The sequence below is a fragment of the Burkholderia sp. Ac-20349 genome (assembly GCF_017104865.1).
GTDB lineage: Bacteria > Pseudomonadota > Gammaproteobacteria > Burkholderiales > Burkholderiaceae > Burkholderia > Burkholderia aenigmatica.
In genome coordinates this window covers 1-14,637 of the sequence record NZ_JAAGPM010000169.1, presented here as the reverse complement: position 1 = coordinate 14,637, position 14,637 = coordinate 1, and the positions used below count along the sequence as shown (strand labels likewise).

The following is a 14,637-nucleotide window of genomic DNA, read 5'->3' as shown; positions in this document are numbered from 1 at the left end:
CGGCGCCGCACGCAGGAAGTTGCCGGCGGTCGCCGCGACCGGATCGACGGGCCGACGGCCCCGTATCGAATAGATGCCCCACGCAATGCCGGCGGCCGTCATCAGCGCGGCACCTTGCGGCGTCGGCTATGTCGCGTCGAACCCGCTGGCGTCGGCCGTCACGCTGCTGATCGCCGCGTGCTATGTCGCCGGCGCATGGGAGCTGCTGCGCTACCGGCAGGCCACCGCGACGCTGTCGCGCGCGGTCGCAGGCCTCACCGAGCCGCCCGCGAAGCTCGACACGTGGCTCGACACGCTGCACCCGGGCCTGCGCAGCGCGGTGCGTGCGCGGGTCGAAGGCGCGCGCGTCGCGCTGCCGGGCCCGTCGCTCACGCCTTACCTCGTCGGCCTGCTCGTGCTGCTCGGCATGCTCGGCACGCTGCTCGGGATGGTCGTCACGCTGAAGGGCACGGGCGCCGCGCTCGAAAGCGCGACCGATCTCGACGCGATCCGCGCGTCGCTGATCGCGCCGGTGAAGGGCCTCGGGTTCGCGTTCGGCACGTCGATCGCCGGCGTCGCGACGTCCGCGATGCTCGGGCTGCTGTCCGCGCTCGTGCGCCGCGAACGGATCGACGCGGCCCAGCAGCTCGACGCGAAGATCGCGACGACGTTGCGCGTGCATTCGTCCGCGCACCAGCGCGACGAATCGTTCCGGCTGCTGCAGCGCCAGGCTGACGTGATGCCGGCGCTGGTCGACCGGCTGCAGACGATGATGACGACGCTCGAGGCGCGCAGCGTCGCGCTGCACGACCGCCAGATCGAAAGCCAGCAGGCGTTTTTCGAGCGGACCGAGCGCGCGTATGCGGGCCTCGCGTCGAATGTCGGCGACGCGCTGAAGGAAAGCGCCGTCGAAAGCGCGCGCGTGGCGGGTGCCGCGCTGCAGCCGGTCGTCGCCGCGACGATGACGGGGCTCGCGCAGGAGATGGCCGCGTTGCGCGACACCGTGACGGGCGCCGTGCAGCGTCAGCTCGACGGGCTGACGAACGGCTTCGAGAAGACCACCGGCAACGTGACGGCCGTCTGGAACCGCGCGCTCGACGAACAGCGCCGCGCGGGCGAGGCCGTCGCGCAGCAGCTACAGACGACGCTCGGCCAGTTCACCGACACCTTCACGCAGCGTTCGACGGATCTGCTCGACGGCGTGGCGACGCGCCTCGAATCGACTGAAAGCCGCCTGTCGGACGCATGGCGCGATGCGCTGGCGCGCCAGGAGCAGGTCGGCGAGACGCTGGCCGGCCAGCATGTGCGCGCGCTGGGCGAGGCCGCCGCGACGTTCGAACGCCATTCGGGCGCGACGCTTGCCGCGATGCGCGAGTCGCACGCGGGGCTGCAGACCGACCTTGCGGCGCGCGACGAACAGCGCCTCACCGCATGGCACGACTCGCTCGCGGCGATGGCGGCGAAGCTCGGCGACGAATGGCAACGCGCAGGCGTGCACAGCGCGGGCCGTCAGCAGGACATCTGCGACGCACTCGCACATACGACGCGCGATCTCACGGCACAGGCGTCGACCTTCGAGCAGCGCTCGAACGATCTGCTGTCGACGATCCGCGATTCGCACACGGGCCTGCAGACGCAACTGGCCGCGCGCGACGAAGCACGCCTGTCGGCATGGAACGACTCGCTGGCCGCGATGGCCACGAAGCTCGGTGACGAATGGCAGCGCGCGGGCGTGCATAGCGCGGGCCGTCAGCAGGAAATCTGCGACGCCCTCGCACACACGACGCGCGACCTCACGGCACAGGCGTCGACCTTCGAGCAACGCTCGAACGATCTGCTGTCGACGATTCGCGATTCGCACACGGGCTTGCAGACGCAACTGGCTGCGCGCGACGAAGAACGCTTGTCGGCATGGAACGATTCGCTGGCCGCGATGGCCACGAAGCTCGGCGACGAATGGCAGCGCGCAGGCGTGCACAGCGCGGGCCGTCAGCAGGAAATCTGCGACGCACTCGCACACACGACGCGCGACCTCACGGCACAGGCGTCGACCTTCGAGCAGCGCTCGAACGATCTGCTGTCGACGATCCGCGATTCGCACACGGGCCTGCAGACGCAACTGGCTGCGCGCGACGAAGAACGTCTGTCCGCATGGAACGATTCGCTGGCCGCAATGGCCACGAAGCTCGGCGACGAATGGCAACGCGCGGGCGTGCACAGCGCGGGCCGTCAGCAGGAAATCTGCGACGCACTCGCACAGACGACGCGCGACCTGACCACGCAGGCATCGACCTTCGAACAGCGCTCGAATGACCTGCTGTCGACGATCCGCGATTCGCACACGGGCTTGCAGACGCAACTGGCCGCGCGCGACGAACAGCGCCTGTCCGCGTGGAACGACTCGCTCGCCGCGATGGCCGCCGCGCTGCGCGACGAATGGGCGAACACGAGCGCGCAGGCCGCGACGCGCCAGCAGGACATCTGCGACACGCTGGCCCGCACCGCGAACGACATCACCGCGCAGGCGCAGGTGCATGCGAGCGACACGATCAACGAGATCGCGCGCCTCGTGCAGGCTGCGTCGGAGGCGCCGAAGGCCGCGGCCGACGTCGTCGCCGAGTTGCGCCAGCGCCTGTCCGACAGCCTCACGCACGACACCGCGATGCTCGAGGAACGCAGCCGCCTGCTCGCGACGCTCGAAACGCTGCTCGGCGCGGTCAACCACGCGTCGACCGAACAGCGCACCGCGATCGATGCGCTCGTCAGCACGTCGGCCGACCTGCTCGACCGCGTCGGTGCGCGCTTCAACGACACCGTCGATGCCGAAACGCGCAAGCTCGACTCGGTCGCCGCGCAAGTCACGGCGGGCGCCGTCGAGGTCGCGAGCCTCGGCGACGCGTTCGGGATGGCCGTACAGGTATTCGGCGAGTCGAACGACAAGCTGCTGACCCATCTGCAACGCATCGAGGCCGCGCTCGAGAAATCGCTCGCGCGCAGCGACGAGCAGCTCGAGTACTACGTCGCGCAGGCGCGCGAGGTGATCGACCTGAGCATGATGTCGCAGAAGCAGATCGTCGAAGACCTGCAGCAGCTCGCCGGCCGGCGGGCGAGCGTCGGAGCGTAACGCATGCACGACGAAATCGACGACGGCGCGCCCGCCGCGCCGGTGTGGCCCGCGTTTGCCGACCTGATGTCGGTGCTGCTCGGCGCGTTCGTGCTGATCCTCGTCGGCGTGATCGGCATGCAGCTGCAGCTCACGTCGAAGCTCGAGGAAGCCGTACGCGCGCGCCAGCAGGAAGCGCAGCAGCGCAAGTCGCTCGAGCAGGCGCTCGCCGGGCCGCTCGCGGCCGGCCGCGTGACGCTCGTCAACGGTCGCATCGGCATCAGCGGCAACGTGCTGTTCGCATTGAACTCCGACCAGTTGCAGCCCGCGGGCCGTGACCTGCTGACGACGCTGGCCGCACCGCTGGGCGCGTACCTGAAGACGCGCGACGAGATCCTGATGATCAGCGGCTTCGCCGACGACCAGCAGGTGCACGCCGGCAACCGCCAGTTCGCGGACAACTGGGAGCTGTCGGCCAAGCGTGCGTTGACGGTCACGCGTGCGCTGATCGACGCTGGCGTGCCGGCGTCGTCGGTGTTCGCGGCCGCGTTCGGCTCCGAACAGCCGGTCAGCTCGAATGCGGACGATGAAGGGCGCGCGAAGAACCGTCGCGTGGAGATTGCGCCGGTGCCGCGCAAGTCGGCTTCGAACGGAGGGAAGGCGCAGTGACCGGCGACGCGACGCACGCCCGCGCGACGCTCGACGCATGGCGCGAGCAGGGCGCCGACCGGCTCGATCCGGTGCGCTTTCACCGGATCGACGCGCTCGAACGGCGCGCGGCCGCGCTCGACGGCGACGCGCGTGCGTTGCTCGACGCACGGCTGGCGACGCTGCTCGACGCTTTCGCGGAGGTTGTAGCGCACGCGGGTGAAGCGGCAGCCGTGAGCGACGCAACAGGTGCGCCCGTGCGCGGCGCGCTGGCGGAACTCGTTGAGCGGCTTGCGCGCGATGCGCAGGCCGACCGGCGCGGGCTCGATCCCGAGCTGGTCGACTACTTCCGCACGATGTGGTCGAAGGTCCGCACGGAACAGCAGTATCGCCAGTCGCTCGACCAGGTGCCGCGCAACGCGGGGCCGCTCAATTCGAACAGCCTCGTGCACCGGTCGCTCGCGACGATGCGCGAGTTGTCGCCGGCCTATCTGCAGCAGTTCCTGTCGTATGTCGATGCGCTCGCATGGCTCGAGGATCTCGCCGGCGGCGGCGCGCAGCCCGAGAAGGAAGCGCCGCGCGCGAAGGCGGCCAAACCGGCGAAGAAGGTGACGCGCGCCAAGGCGCGGTAACGCGACGCGCGCTCACGAACGAACGCAAGTTGCTACCGGCCCGGCTCCGCCTCGTGGATCGCCGCGCGCAGCGCGTGCAACGCGTCAGCCAGCGCCGACGCGAACGGCGGATGCGCGGCGATGCCCGTCGCGTCGAGCTGGCTCCCGAGGATCGGTAGCGTGATCGACGCGGGTTCGACGATGCGTGCCGACATTACCGACAGCGTTTCCCGCAGCGCTGCGTCCGCATGCGTCGCGCGCGGCGACGCATTCAGCACGGCGACCGGTTTGTACACGACGGCCTCGCATCCCACGATCCAGTCCAGCGCGTTTTTCATCACACCCGTTACGCCATGTGCGTATTCCGGGCTGGCGATCAGCAGGCCGTCGGCGGCATTCACGCGGTCGATCAGGTCGCGCACCGCGGCGGGCGACGGATATTCTGCATCGGGATTGAACAGCGGGAATTCGCCGAGACGATCGAAGCGCACGATGCGCATGCCGCGCGGCGCGACTATCGCGGCCGCATCGAGCAGCGCGGCGTTGTACGACTGGGCGCGGAGGCTGCCGCACAGTGCGACGATGTCGAGGTGGCGGGGGGCGTCGGTTCGGGGATCGGTGGTCATCGATGGGCGTGTCGGTTGGCGCGTGGCGCAGCGGTGAGCGTCGCACGGATTATCGCACTGGCGTTCAGGTAGCGTTGTGCGCGAGCGCAGGCGCTACAATCGCCAGGATCGATCCTGTACGCGTGAGAGGGCGGATGCCTGGAAACGAAATAAGAGGCTGGTTCAAACAAGGTCGCAAGGGGGCTGTTAGCCTTTTCCGCAAGCTGTTAACCTCAGTCATCTAGGCAACGGAGACTGAGGAGATGCAGGCGCCGATCGTTGACGACGAATTGTGGACACCGATCGAACAGTTACTGCCGCGGCCCGCGCTCAATGGCATTCTGTTCGTTTTGCGCACTGGGATGCGCTGGAACTACCTGTCAACCGAGTTGGGATTCGGCTTGGGTGCGACATGCTGGCGTCGGCTAAATGCCTGGCAGAAAGCAGGCGTATGGAACAATTTGAATAGATTACTGCTCGACAAGCTGCGCGAATCTGGCCAGTTGGATCTCTCATATTCAGGCGTCGATTTCTCGTCAGTACGAGCCGTGGGGCGAGCGAAAAACTGGGCCGAACCCTACGGATCGCGCGCGACCGGGTCCCAAACATCACGTTCTCGTAGACGCCAACGGCATGCCTGTTAGCGTGATCCTGACCGGCGCAAACCGTAACGACGTTACTCAGCCGCTGCCGCTAGTCGGTGCTATTCCGCCGAGGCATGCGTGGCCGACCGCTTCGCAAGCCCAAGGTCATCTACGTAGATCGCGGCTACGACTCCGAGTCGCACCGTGAGCGCTTGCGTGATCGTGGCATCAAGCCGGTAATCGTGAAGCGACGCACTGAGCATGGCAGTGGTCCGGGTAAATTCCGCTGGGTGGTCGAACGGATTCACGCATGGCTACACACGTTCCGTCGTCTTCGAATTCGTTTTGATCGACGTAGCGACATTCACGAAGCGTTCTTGAAACTCGCCTGCTCGCTCGTCTGCTGGAACACCTTCAAACGAACTGAGCGGAATTTTCGAACTGGCCTCTAAGGGCGATCGGAGGCACTCTGGAACAAATGGAGAATGGTGACCAATGGCAAGATGGATTAGGCGTAAGAGGGCGGAATGGAAACCAGTGAGGGCGTGCCGACGTGCCGCTTGCGGGTTTGCCTTGGTACTGTGCGCGATGTCGGCCCATGCTGGCATGTATTTCGACCTCCAGTGCCGGAATGGTACTCATCTGGGCCGATATGTCGTTGGCCAGAACAGCGTGTCGGCGCGCAACCGGGAATCGCCGATGGGCCTTTTTTATTGTCCGAGCGATCGGAAGATCTACAACATACGGACCGACGACCAGCGATTGCATGATGGCACCTGCGCCGTGCTGTTCGAGGATGTGGAGGTGACGTATTTGACCTTCGACCGTCGCCCATCTTTTCCCCTGTGTGATGGTGGCTATCTGGCCAATCCGGTCTCGGTAATGTTCTTCGATTGACAGTGAAAGGGGGCGGTCGGTGCAATGAAAACGCTTGCGAACCAGGCTGCGTCCATATCGGCAATTTGACTTAGGGGCCAGTTCAAAAACCCTTCGAGGGAGCTGTTTACTTCCTTGGCAAGCTGTCAACCTTGAGCACCAGAACAACGGAAGCTCAAGGATGGAAGCGCCGATCGTGCGGCACTCAACGGCATCCTGTTCGTATTCAAAACGGGAATCCACTGGAACCACTTGCCGACTCGACTCGACTCGACTCGACTCGACTCGACTCGACTCGACTCGACTCGACTCGACTGGGCTTCGGCTCGGGTGCAACTTGCTGGCGGCGATTGAACGACTGGCAAAAGGTTGGCGTATGGGACCAACTGCACGCGTTGCTGCTCGACAAGTTGCGTGCGGCCGGCCAGATCGATCTGTCATACGCTGCGGTCGATTCGTCGTCCGTGCGCGCCCCGGTTCCAAGCACCACATCCTCATAGACGCCAACGGCGTTCCCGTCGTCGCGATCCTGGCCGGCGCGAGCGCCAACGATGTCACGCAGTTGCTGCCGCATCGTTGATGCTATTCCGCCGTTCGTGGCGGCCGTGGCAGACCTCTTCAGAAGTCGCGCGTCGTCTACGCCGATCGCGGCTACGATTCCACACGACGCCGGCGTGCGTTGAGTGAGCGCGGCATCAGGCCAGTGATTGCGAAGCGCCGGACCAAACACGGCAGCTGGCTCGGAAAATATCGTTGGGTGGTCAATGTACGGATGCCTGGCTCCACAATTTCCGTCGTCTACGCACGCGCTTCGAGCGACGTGCTGATATTCACGAAGCATTCTTGAAACTTGTCTGCTCGCTTGTCTGCTGTAACATCTTCAGGCGAGGTGACCAAGGTTTTTGAACTGACCTCTAAAACAACGGAGTGCTGGCATGAACGCGTGTTCCGGAATGACTGCCGCAGCGCTGTCCGCTGCAATCAGGGGCGAGCGCGCGGAGCGGTGTCGCGCTGTCGTCCTGCCGTTGAACGGCAAGCGACGGTGAAGCCGATGCCGTTCCGCAAATACATCGACCATACCGACCTGCCGCCGACGGTGGCGGCAGCGATTCCGGCGGAAAGCTACCTGACCGCATACGATCGTCCCGACACCGCGACACTGGTCATCTGGGTCATCGATCCGTCGCTCGACCGCCAGCGCGAACGCGAGTATTCGCATGCGACCGGCGCATTCCTGACCGTCGCCGAGCGGCACGCGCTGTGTCCGCCGAACCGGACGTTCGCGATGCCGGACGGGCGCGTGACCGTCCACGTCGGTTATCGCTTCGATCCCGATACGGATGTCTGCAGCGAGACTTATGCGGCATTCGACAACGCAACGTCAGCCTTGCTCGTGCAGAGCGAGCAGATGTGTTTCTCGCCCGCGATGAGCGATCCGGAAGACGTCGTGCGCGATGCGCTGCGCAAGACCGAGTTCCCGCGCACCTATGCCGGCTGGATCGTGCCGGAGCGAATCGGCTACTGGGTCGGCGTGCTGTACCGGCAGCGCCGTCAGGCTGGCGAATCCGGCACGCACGAGGATGCGGCGTTCACGGCCGCGCTGGCCGCGCAGATGAAGCGTGTCGATCCGAACATCGAATGGCTGCTTCCGTCGGTGCTCGCCGAGCTCGCCCGGATGGAGATGACGGACGAGCACGCATTGCGCGCGGCGTTCAGCGAACGAACAGGCATCGCGATCTAACGCAGCCGTGCCCGGCGCGCGAACGCTCACAAGCAGACGGCGCCGGCCATCCCCGCCACGCGCGCGAATTCCCCGATTTCCCACCCGTTGCCGAGCATCAGCCGCCGCGTATGCAGCGCGCCATGTACGTCGTCGGCAACGGTTTCGCCGAGATAACGCAGCGCGCGCCCGTCGATATCGACGAAGCCGTGCCGGTAATCCTGCGCGAGCGCCGTCCATAAATGCGCGGCGCCGACCGACTGGCGCGCGCCGCTGATCAGGCACAGGCCCGCGTCGAGCCCCCAGCGATACAGCGTCGTCGCAAGCCCCTTGCGTTGCGCGGACCCGCGCAGCCGCGTATGCGGCGCGCGCAGGTAGCGGTCGGCGCGGCGCGGGATTTCGGGCAAGCGGTTGAACACCGTATAGCCGGCGAGCTGGCGCGCGGCCGGATCTTCGACATACAGGAAGTATTCGCCGTCCGCCTCGCGGTGGCGAACGATCAGGCCGGAGCGGCCGAGCGCGACAGCCGGCAGGCCGTGCAGGCGGTGGCCTGGCTGGTGCAGGCGTGCGTAAAGCGTGTCGAGTTCATCGTCGATGTCGTGTTGGGAATGCTGTACGTCGATGCGCATGGCAAAGGTCGCCCGTCCCGGGCGGTCCGAGAAAGTGGTTCATCGCAAACGGGGAAAAGAATGGCTGCGGCCCCCGGCTCGGCGAAGCGAGCCGGGGCCGCGAATCAGCTGGGGATGTGCTGGAAACCGGCGGCGATCGCGGCGAGGCCCGCGATGCAGAGTGCGAACAGGATCAGGACTTTGTGGATCACGTCTCTCTCCTCATGAATGCGCGGCGCCGAAGGGCGGCATCGCGGAGACGGTGAGCGGCGGGCGCGGCCCGCGCGGCCGTCGTGCGTGACGACGGTCGTAGGTCCGGGCGACAAGCGCGCGGACGGTCAGCACCATACGCGACAGGCACGGAGCGGGCAATCGGACTGGCGGAGAAAAGCGACGAAACGCGGGGGAATCGGCTGTTTCGCGACGATTGGTCGCAACGCCGGATGCCGATGCGTCCACGCGAACAGCGCGTGCATTGCGACCTCGCGCGCGTGTTGCGGTGGCACGTTCACGACGTGACTGACGGGTTGCCGATCATGAGGCTGCCGCGTATCGAGTTATCTCAAATATAAGGCCGGTTTTTAGCAATCGCTTCCGATTGTTAAAGAACGGTGGGAAATAACGAAGGTTTTTGGGGCGGTACTTGGCGCTGATACGTCGAAAAATGAGGAATACCGATCAGGAAAATCGATGGTGGGCATTTCCGAGTGCCGCGACTTTATCAATTCCTGACACTGTGCCGACAAATGTTTCGATATATTTCGACGCGAGAGACTCATTAGATTCACGACGACCTGAGTGAAGAAAACGCGGGGAAATCCAGACAGGTCGATTCCGGCGTTGCCACCTCTTCATCACCGGCTGTGGCGTTCCAAACGTATTCGACTGGTGCGTAAAAGCGCGCCCGCCGCACCTTGAACAAGAATTCAACTCGCCTGGTATTCAGCCGCGCATGCCGCCGGGCAGTCGACAGAAAACCGATCACGAGGGAGATGTTTTGTTAGTGGTATTGATCAATAGAGAGAGTGAAAGATGAAAAACAATATTATTCTGGCGATCCTGGCGGGTTCTACCGTCCTGTTGTCGGCATGCGGTGGGGGCGGTGACGGCGGCGGGAGCAACGCGACGAGTAGCGACAGCGCGACGGGAACCCCGTCGCCGACCGCACCGGACCCTCAGCCTGTCACGTTCAAGTGTCCGGACGGCTACAAGTCGATCCAGCTCACCAAGAGTGCCGTTGCGAATGCGACGATGACGCTGGTCACCGACGACGGCATCGCGACGTTGACCTTCAAGACCCCGCCGGATGGCGTGGTTCGCGACGGATTGATTTGCCTGGGCAAACCGGATCCGGTGCCTGCAGGCGTGAATGCGGACTTTGTCTACGAGATCAAGTCCTACGGTGGGTTCGACAACATGTACAACCGTACGCTGACCCTGAACTTCACGTCGAACATCATTCCCAATCCGAGCCCGGCGGTCATCGAAATGGCCGACATCTCGGGCGGGACCGTCACCTACAAGCCGACCATCATGGAGTCGATCATTTCGACTCCGCCGAACTTCAGTCTGGCGGTGGCTGCAAACTTCACCGGCCTGTACGTTGTGCGTCTGAAGCATTAACGCCCGGCGACGCGAGCCGGGGCCGCGAATCCGCCGGGGATGGGGCGATTCGCGGCGAGGCCCGCCATGCAGCGGGCGAGCAAAGTCGGGACTTTGTGGATCACGTCCCGTTCCACCGGCATGCGCGGCGCCGTATCGCACGCGGCTCGTCAGCACGATACGCGAGCCGGCCGGATCGCAACCACCCGGCCATGCGTGCACGGCTGGCACCCTTCTGTCGAACCGACTACACTGCACGGTCATCGCACACCACCAGGATTCCTCCATGGGAGCCGGCCCGTCCACGGATCGCTAAGCCGCAACGACCTTCGTCAACCGGTCGTTGCGGCGATCTCCCGTTGTCCCTCGCTGACCAGGCAGATCGCCGCCAGATTCCCTTTTCTGAGCGGATGCCTTGTCATGCCTGAACAATCCACGCCCGTCTGGGCCTATTCGTTGCCGTCGGCGCTCCTGCTGATGGCGCCTTTCGATCTCCTCGCTTCGCTGGCGATGGACGTGTACCTGCCGGTGATCCCCGAGATGCCGGCCGCGCTCGGCACGTCGCCGGCGATCGTCCAGTTGACGCTGAGCGTCTACCTGGTCGTCCTCGGCCTGGGCCAGCTGATTTTCGGCCCGTTGTCGGACCGCGTCGGCAGACGGCCGGTGGTGCTGGGCGGCGCGCTGTGTTTCGCGGCGGCTTCCCTGGCGCTTGCGGTTGCCGGCGGCGGCGGTCTGTTCGTCGCACTGCGCGTGCTGCAGGCGCTGGGTGCGTCGGCGGCCCTCGTCGCCACGTTCGCGACGGTTCGCGACGTCTATGCCGACCGCCCCGAAGGCCGCATCATCTACAGCCAGTTCGGCGCGATGCTGGCGTTCGTGCCCGCGCTGGGGCCGCTGCTCGGCGCGGCCATCGCGATGGCCTGCGGATGGCGCGCGATCTTCATGACGCTCGGCGTGCTGGGTGTGCTCGCGTGCGGTCGCGCGTGGCCACGCTGGCACGAAACGCGGCCGCGGACGGCGAACCCGCAGGGGCCGTCCGTCGTATCGATTCTGGGCAGCCGGCCCTTTCAGGTTCACACGCTCGCGTTTGCCGCCGCGATGGGGGCGTTCTTCGTGTTCTTCTCCACCGCGCCGCGCGTGCTGGTCGGCGGCGCCGGCTATTCCCGCGTGGCGTTCAGCGCGGCCTTTGCGACCGTCGCGATCGTGATGGTCATCGTGTCGCGCTTCGCCGGGACGTTCGTGTCGCGGTGGGGCGAGGCAGGGTGCATTGCGCGCGGGGCGCTCACGATGATGACGGGGGCGATCGTGCTGGCGGTCTGCACGGTCCTGACGAAGCCGTCGTTCGCGACGTTCGTGATGCCGATGTGGCTGGTGGCGGTCGGCATCGTGCTGATGTCGTCGGTGACGGCGAACGGCGCGCTGCGCGATTTCGGCGATGCCGCCGGCAAGGCGGTCGCGCTCTACTACGCGGTGCAGAGCGTGATCACCACCGGCGTGGGCACGTTTGCGACGCTGGTCTTCGACGGCGCGACCGCGTGGCCGCTGGCGGCCTCCTGCTTCGGCATGGGCCTCGCGAGCTTCGTCGCGATCAAGGGGCTGACGCGCGCGACCGGTCGGGCGAGCGGCGCGCGTGCCCGCGGCGTCTCGTTCGACTGAGCACGCGAGCAGCAACGCGTGACTTCATCGGGCCGCTCGGCGCCCCGATGAAGTCGATGGCGCGCGCGGCCGGTGCGATCAACCGGCCACCGTGCGCTCGTAGAGCGAAGCGATGTAGCCGCTGGGCAGTGGGCGAAGCGCGACGCGTTCGAAGCCGAGTGCCTCGTAATACGCACACAGCTTCGCGTTACGCGGATCGCAATCGAGTCGCAGACGCGTGCGCTGCTGCGCGCGGACCTGATCCGCACACCAGTCGATCGCGACGCGGCCGAGCCCGCGGCCATGGAAGCCGTCCCGTACCGAGAGCCGGTGCAGATAACCGGCGACAGGCGCTTGCGGCCCCCAGTATTCTTCGTCTTCCCACATCAGCACGAACATCGCGGCCGCGAGGCCGTCGTGCTCGACGATGTGAAGGCGGCCGTCGTCGAGCATCGGTCGAACATCCTGTTCGGTGCGTGTGCCGTGCCCCCATGCCGGGTCGTCGTGCGCGGACTTGAACGCGACGGCATCGGTCAGGATGCGTGCGGCAATCGCCGCATCATGGGTCGTGGCCGGCCGCACCGTGGTGACGTTCATCGTTCGCCTGTCGCTCCGTTCGCAAGAGAGCGCGCATTGTGCGCCGGAACCGGCGAAACGTCGATGTGCGAACAACGAACAGGAACACGAACGCAGACGGGGGCGGGGCGGCGTCAGGCCCCGCCTTGCGCCGCCGCGTCAGGCCGGCGCGCGCTGCCCGAATGCCTGCCTGATCCGCGCGAACAACCCGTGTTGCGCGATCCATTCGGCATACGCGCGATAGTCGGGGTCGCGCATCAGGTGACGCTCTTCGGTCTTCGCCCGCGTGTAGTAGATCAGGTTGACCGCGACGAGCCCGGCGCAGTGCATGAGCCCGACCTGCCAGCCGAGCGGCTCGACGAACGGCACCGACACCATCCAGTACGACAGGTTCTTCGTGATGTACGCCGGATGTTTCGTGAAGCGGTACGGGCCCGACGTGATGATCCCGCGGTTGGTGAGGTTCGAGAAGCGCAGGCCGAACGAGATCGTGCACAGCGCGTAGGTCAGCAGCAGCAGGATGATCACCGTGCCCCAGATCACGCGCAGCGTCGGGGCCGACAGCAGCCAGTTGTCCCAGAACATCGAGCCTTCGTAGCGGATGTAGTTGTTCGAGAACAGTGACCAGAACGGCTGGTAGCACATCAGCGCGGCCACCCAGCCGAGCGTCGTCGGCTCGACGGTGCGCACGTGGCTGTCGAGGATGCGGAACGTGCACAGGTAGCCGACGGTGCCGAACATCAGGTCCATCGTGAACGACAGGTCGTACATGAACACGAAGGTCGCGAGCGTCATCGGCGCGTGCATCGCGTTCGCGAGCGACGCAGTGAGGTGATCGGCGTCTTTCGACAGGTAGACGGTCATCAGCGGCAGGAAGAACGCCTTCACGCCCCAGCCGGCCAGCATCTCGCGCACCGGCTTCCAGCTCGCGGGCTGCGCGCGGCGGAACAGGAAGCGCCCCCACAGCAGATACGCGTCGTCGGTCTCGCGCTGGTGGCGGTCCATCCACGCGAAGTAGAACGGCGCGGCGACGATCACGTATGGCGCGAGCGAGCGCAGCAGCGACCAGAACGGCAGGTAGAACGCGCCGTGGTATTCGGGCAGCAGCCAGTAGATCGTGCCGATGCCCGCGTAGATCGACGCCAGTGCACCGAGCCGCGTCGCGACGCGCGCGATGCCGAGCGGCCGGACGGCCTGCCGCGACAGGCCCGCGCTCGGGCGCAGATAGACGCGCGAGATGAAGATTTCGTGCAGCGCGATCGTGCCGATGATCGCGAGGCTGGCGATGACCGCGCGCGTGGCTGCATCGAGCGTGGGATGGTCGCGCGTGATCCACAGCGCGCAGAGCCCGGCGGCGATGCCGAGCAGGCCGGCGCGGAGGGGCGTGGCGGAACGGGGTGGGCGGTCCTGGGCCGCGGCGATGCCGTCGAGCGTGGAATTCATGATCGGATCCTCGTACGGATGAGGGCCGGCGCCCCCGCTTGGCGGGTGACGCCGGCCATCGGCCGGGCTTGGTATGGATGCGCGCCCGGCCATTGGCCTGTGGTTCTGATAGGTAAAGCGTTACTTCTTGGTGCCGCCGCCCAGCAGACCGCCGACGAGGTTCGTCACCGGCGACAGCAGGTTGGCGGCGCCGCCCGCGGCACCACCGTTCGAGCCGCCGGTCAGGCCGCCCACCACGGTGCCGCCGCCAGCCGGCGTCGTGACCGTGCCGGCCGCGCCGGTCGGGCTGGCCGTGCCGGTGGCGCCCGCGGCGCCCGCCGGCGTCGTCAGTGCGCCCGCCACCGTGCCGACCGGCCCGCTCGACAGCAGGCCGCCGAGCGTGCCCGTCACGTTGCCGCCCGGCGTCGTGACCGTGCCGGTGAGGCTGGCGCCGAGCGGCGTCAGCGAGTTGACGAGGTTGGTGACCGGCGCCAGCAGGCCGCCGACCCCCGAGCCACCGGTACCGCTGGTGCCACTCGTTCCGCCGGTGCCGCGCGAACCGAGGCCGCCGAGCGCACCCGTTACCGTGCCGAGCAGCTTCGTGACCCGGGCGAGCGGGCCGCCGCCCGTCCCGCCTGTGCCGGCGTCGCCGCCGCGCCGGCCGCCCGCGC

The 14,637-nt window shown here is 66.5% G+C and carries 11 protein-coding genes and 4 pseudogenes; 9 read left to right on the top strand and 6 right to left on the bottom strand.

Annotation, left to right across the window (positions count from 1 at the left end):
- Nucleotides 1-126: pseudogene (locus G3N61_RS39830) on the bottom strand (EamA family transporter); the annotation flags it as partial.
- On the opposite strand from G3N61_RS39830, the gene G3N61_RS33915 reads away from it, so the two are divergent.
- From G3N61_RS33915 to G3N61_RS33905, 3 genes are read left to right on the top strand one after another with little or no spacing between them, the layout of a single operon-like run.
- On the top strand, nucleotides 86-3,103 hold the full coding sequence (locus tag G3N61_RS33915; protein ID WP_205824554.1) for a DUF802 domain-containing protein: 3,018 nt from the start codon (nucleotides 86-88) through the stop codon (nucleotides 3,101-3,103). The pseudogene G3N61_RS39830 and the gene G3N61_RS33915 sit on opposite strands and share 41 nt — an antisense overlap.
- A 3-nt stretch (nucleotides 3,104-3,106) precedes the next feature.
- Entirely contained in the window at nucleotides 3,107-3,751 is a 645-nt protein-coding gene (locus G3N61_RS33910; RefSeq protein ID WP_043178214.1) for an OmpA family protein, read from the top strand.
- A complete protein-coding gene (locus tag G3N61_RS33905; RefSeq protein WP_205824553.1) occupies nucleotides 3,748-4,362 on the top strand; it encodes a DUF2894 domain-containing protein in 615 nt (204 codons plus the stop codon). The genes G3N61_RS33910 and G3N61_RS33905 overlap by 4 nt, the downstream gene beginning before the upstream one ends.
- A gap of 32 nt (nucleotides 4,363-4,394) precedes the next feature.
- Here G3N61_RS33905 and G3N61_RS33900 read toward each other — a convergent pair whose 3' ends face one another.
- A complete protein-coding gene (locus G3N61_RS33900; RefSeq protein ID WP_205824552.1) occupies nucleotides 4,395-4,967 on the bottom strand; it encodes an NADPH-dependent FMN reductase in 573 nt (190 codons plus the stop codon).
- A 242-nt stretch (nucleotides 4,968-5,209) separates the two neighbouring features.
- Here G3N61_RS33900 and G3N61_RS33895 point away from each other — a divergent pair.
- The 4 genes and pseudogenes from G3N61_RS33895 to G3N61_RS33880 all read left to right on the top strand — a co-directional run bounded on the left by G3N61_RS33895 (nucleotide 5,210) and on the right by G3N61_RS33880 (nucleotide 8,147).
- Nucleotides 5,210-5,982: pseudogene (locus tag G3N61_RS33895) on the top strand (IS5 family transposase).
- 136 nt (nucleotides 5,983-6,118) lie between these two features.
- Nucleotides 6,119-6,427: a hypothetical protein gene (locus G3N61_RS33890; RefSeq protein WP_205824551.1), complete on the top strand. Its 309-nt coding sequence runs from the start codon at nucleotides 6,119-6,121 to the stop codon at nucleotides 6,425-6,427.
- A gap of 168 nt (nucleotides 6,428-6,595) precedes the next feature.
- A pseudogene (locus G3N61_RS33885) lies at nucleotides 6,596-7,312 on the top strand (IS5 family transposase); the annotation flags it as partial.
- A gap of 145 nt (nucleotides 7,313-7,457) precedes the next feature.
- Entirely contained in the window at nucleotides 7,458-8,147 is a 690-nt protein-coding gene (locus G3N61_RS33880; RefSeq protein ID WP_205824550.1) for a hypothetical protein, read from the top strand.
- 26 nt (nucleotides 8,148-8,173) lie between these two features.
- Here G3N61_RS33880 and G3N61_RS33875 read toward each other — a convergent pair whose 3' ends face one another.
- Nucleotides 8,174-8,755, bottom strand: coding sequence for a histone acetyltransferase (locus G3N61_RS33875; RefSeq protein ID WP_205824549.1), 582 nt, complete (start codon nucleotides 8,753-8,755; stop codon nucleotides 8,174-8,176).
- 1,011 nt (nucleotides 8,756-9,766) lie between these two features.
- Here G3N61_RS33875 and G3N61_RS33870 point away from each other — a divergent pair.
- A complete protein-coding gene (locus G3N61_RS33870) occupies nucleotides 9,767-10,357 on the top strand; it encodes a hypothetical protein (protein WP_043178201.1) in 591 nt (196 codons plus the stop codon).
- Nucleotides 10,358-10,756: 399 nt separating this feature from the next.
- Nucleotides 10,757-11,989: a CmlA/FloR family chloramphenicol efflux MFS transporter gene (gene cml, locus G3N61_RS33865; RefSeq protein WP_205824555.1), complete on the top strand. Its 1,233-nt coding sequence runs from the start codon at nucleotides 10,757-10,759 to the stop codon at nucleotides 11,987-11,989.
- A gap of 78 nt (nucleotides 11,990-12,067) precedes the next feature.
- On the opposite strand, the gene G3N61_RS33860 is transcribed toward cml, so the two are convergent.
- The 3 genes and pseudogenes from G3N61_RS33860 to G3N61_RS33850 form a co-directional block, all read right to left on the bottom strand.
- Nucleotides 12,068-12,565 (bottom strand): GNAT family N-acetyltransferase, encoded by a 498-nt coding sequence (locus G3N61_RS33860; RefSeq protein ID WP_205824548.1) that lies wholly within the window; start codon nucleotides 12,563-12,565, stop codon nucleotides 12,068-12,070.
- Between the two features lie 138 nt (nucleotides 12,566-12,703).
- Nucleotides 12,704-13,987: an isoprenylcysteine carboxylmethyltransferase family protein gene (locus tag G3N61_RS33855; protein WP_089453557.1), complete on the bottom strand. Its 1,284-nt coding sequence runs from the start codon at nucleotides 13,985-13,987 to the stop codon at nucleotides 12,704-12,706.
- Between the two features lie 120 nt (nucleotides 13,988-14,107).
- Nucleotides 14,108-14,637 (bottom strand): annotated as a pseudogene (locus G3N61_RS33850) (hypothetical protein); the annotation flags it as partial.

Bases quoted from the DNA above. Each gene is read 5' to 3' on its own strand.
- G3N61_RS33870 (WP_043178201.1), top strand. From the start codon at position 9,767: ATGAAAAACAATATTATTCTGGCGATCCTGGCGGGTTCTACCGTCCTG.
- G3N61_RS33880 (WP_205824550.1), top strand. From the start codon at position 7,458: ATGCCGTTCCGCAAATACATCGACCATACCGACCTGCCGCCGACGGTG.
- G3N61_RS33875 (WP_205824549.1), bottom strand. From the start codon at position 8,755: ATGCGCATCGACGTACAGCATTCCCAACACGACATCGACGATGAACTC.
- G3N61_RS33890 (WP_205824551.1), top strand. From the start codon at position 6,119: ATGTCGGCCCATGCTGGCATGTATTTCGACCTCCAGTGCCGGAATGGT.
- G3N61_RS33915 (WP_205824554.1), top strand. From the start codon at position 86: ATGCCGGCGGCCGTCATCAGCGCGGCACCTTGCGGCGTCGGCTATGTC.
- cml (WP_205824555.1), top strand. From the start codon at position 10,757: ATGCCTGAACAATCCACGCCCGTCTGGGCCTATTCGTTGCCGTCGGCG.
- G3N61_RS33900 (WP_205824552.1), bottom strand. From the start codon at position 4,967: ATGACCACCGATCCCCGAACCGACGCCCCCCGCCACCTCGACATCGTC.
- G3N61_RS33910 (WP_043178214.1), top strand. From the start codon at position 3,107: ATGCACGACGAAATCGACGACGGCGCGCCCGCCGCGCCGGTGTGGCCC.
- G3N61_RS33860 (WP_205824548.1), bottom strand. From the start codon at position 12,565: ATGAACGTCACCACGGTGCGGCCGGCCACGACCCATGATGCGGCGATT.
- G3N61_RS33855 (WP_089453557.1), bottom strand. From the start codon at position 13,987: ATGAATTCCACGCTCGACGGCATCGCCGCGGCCCAGGACCGCCCACCC.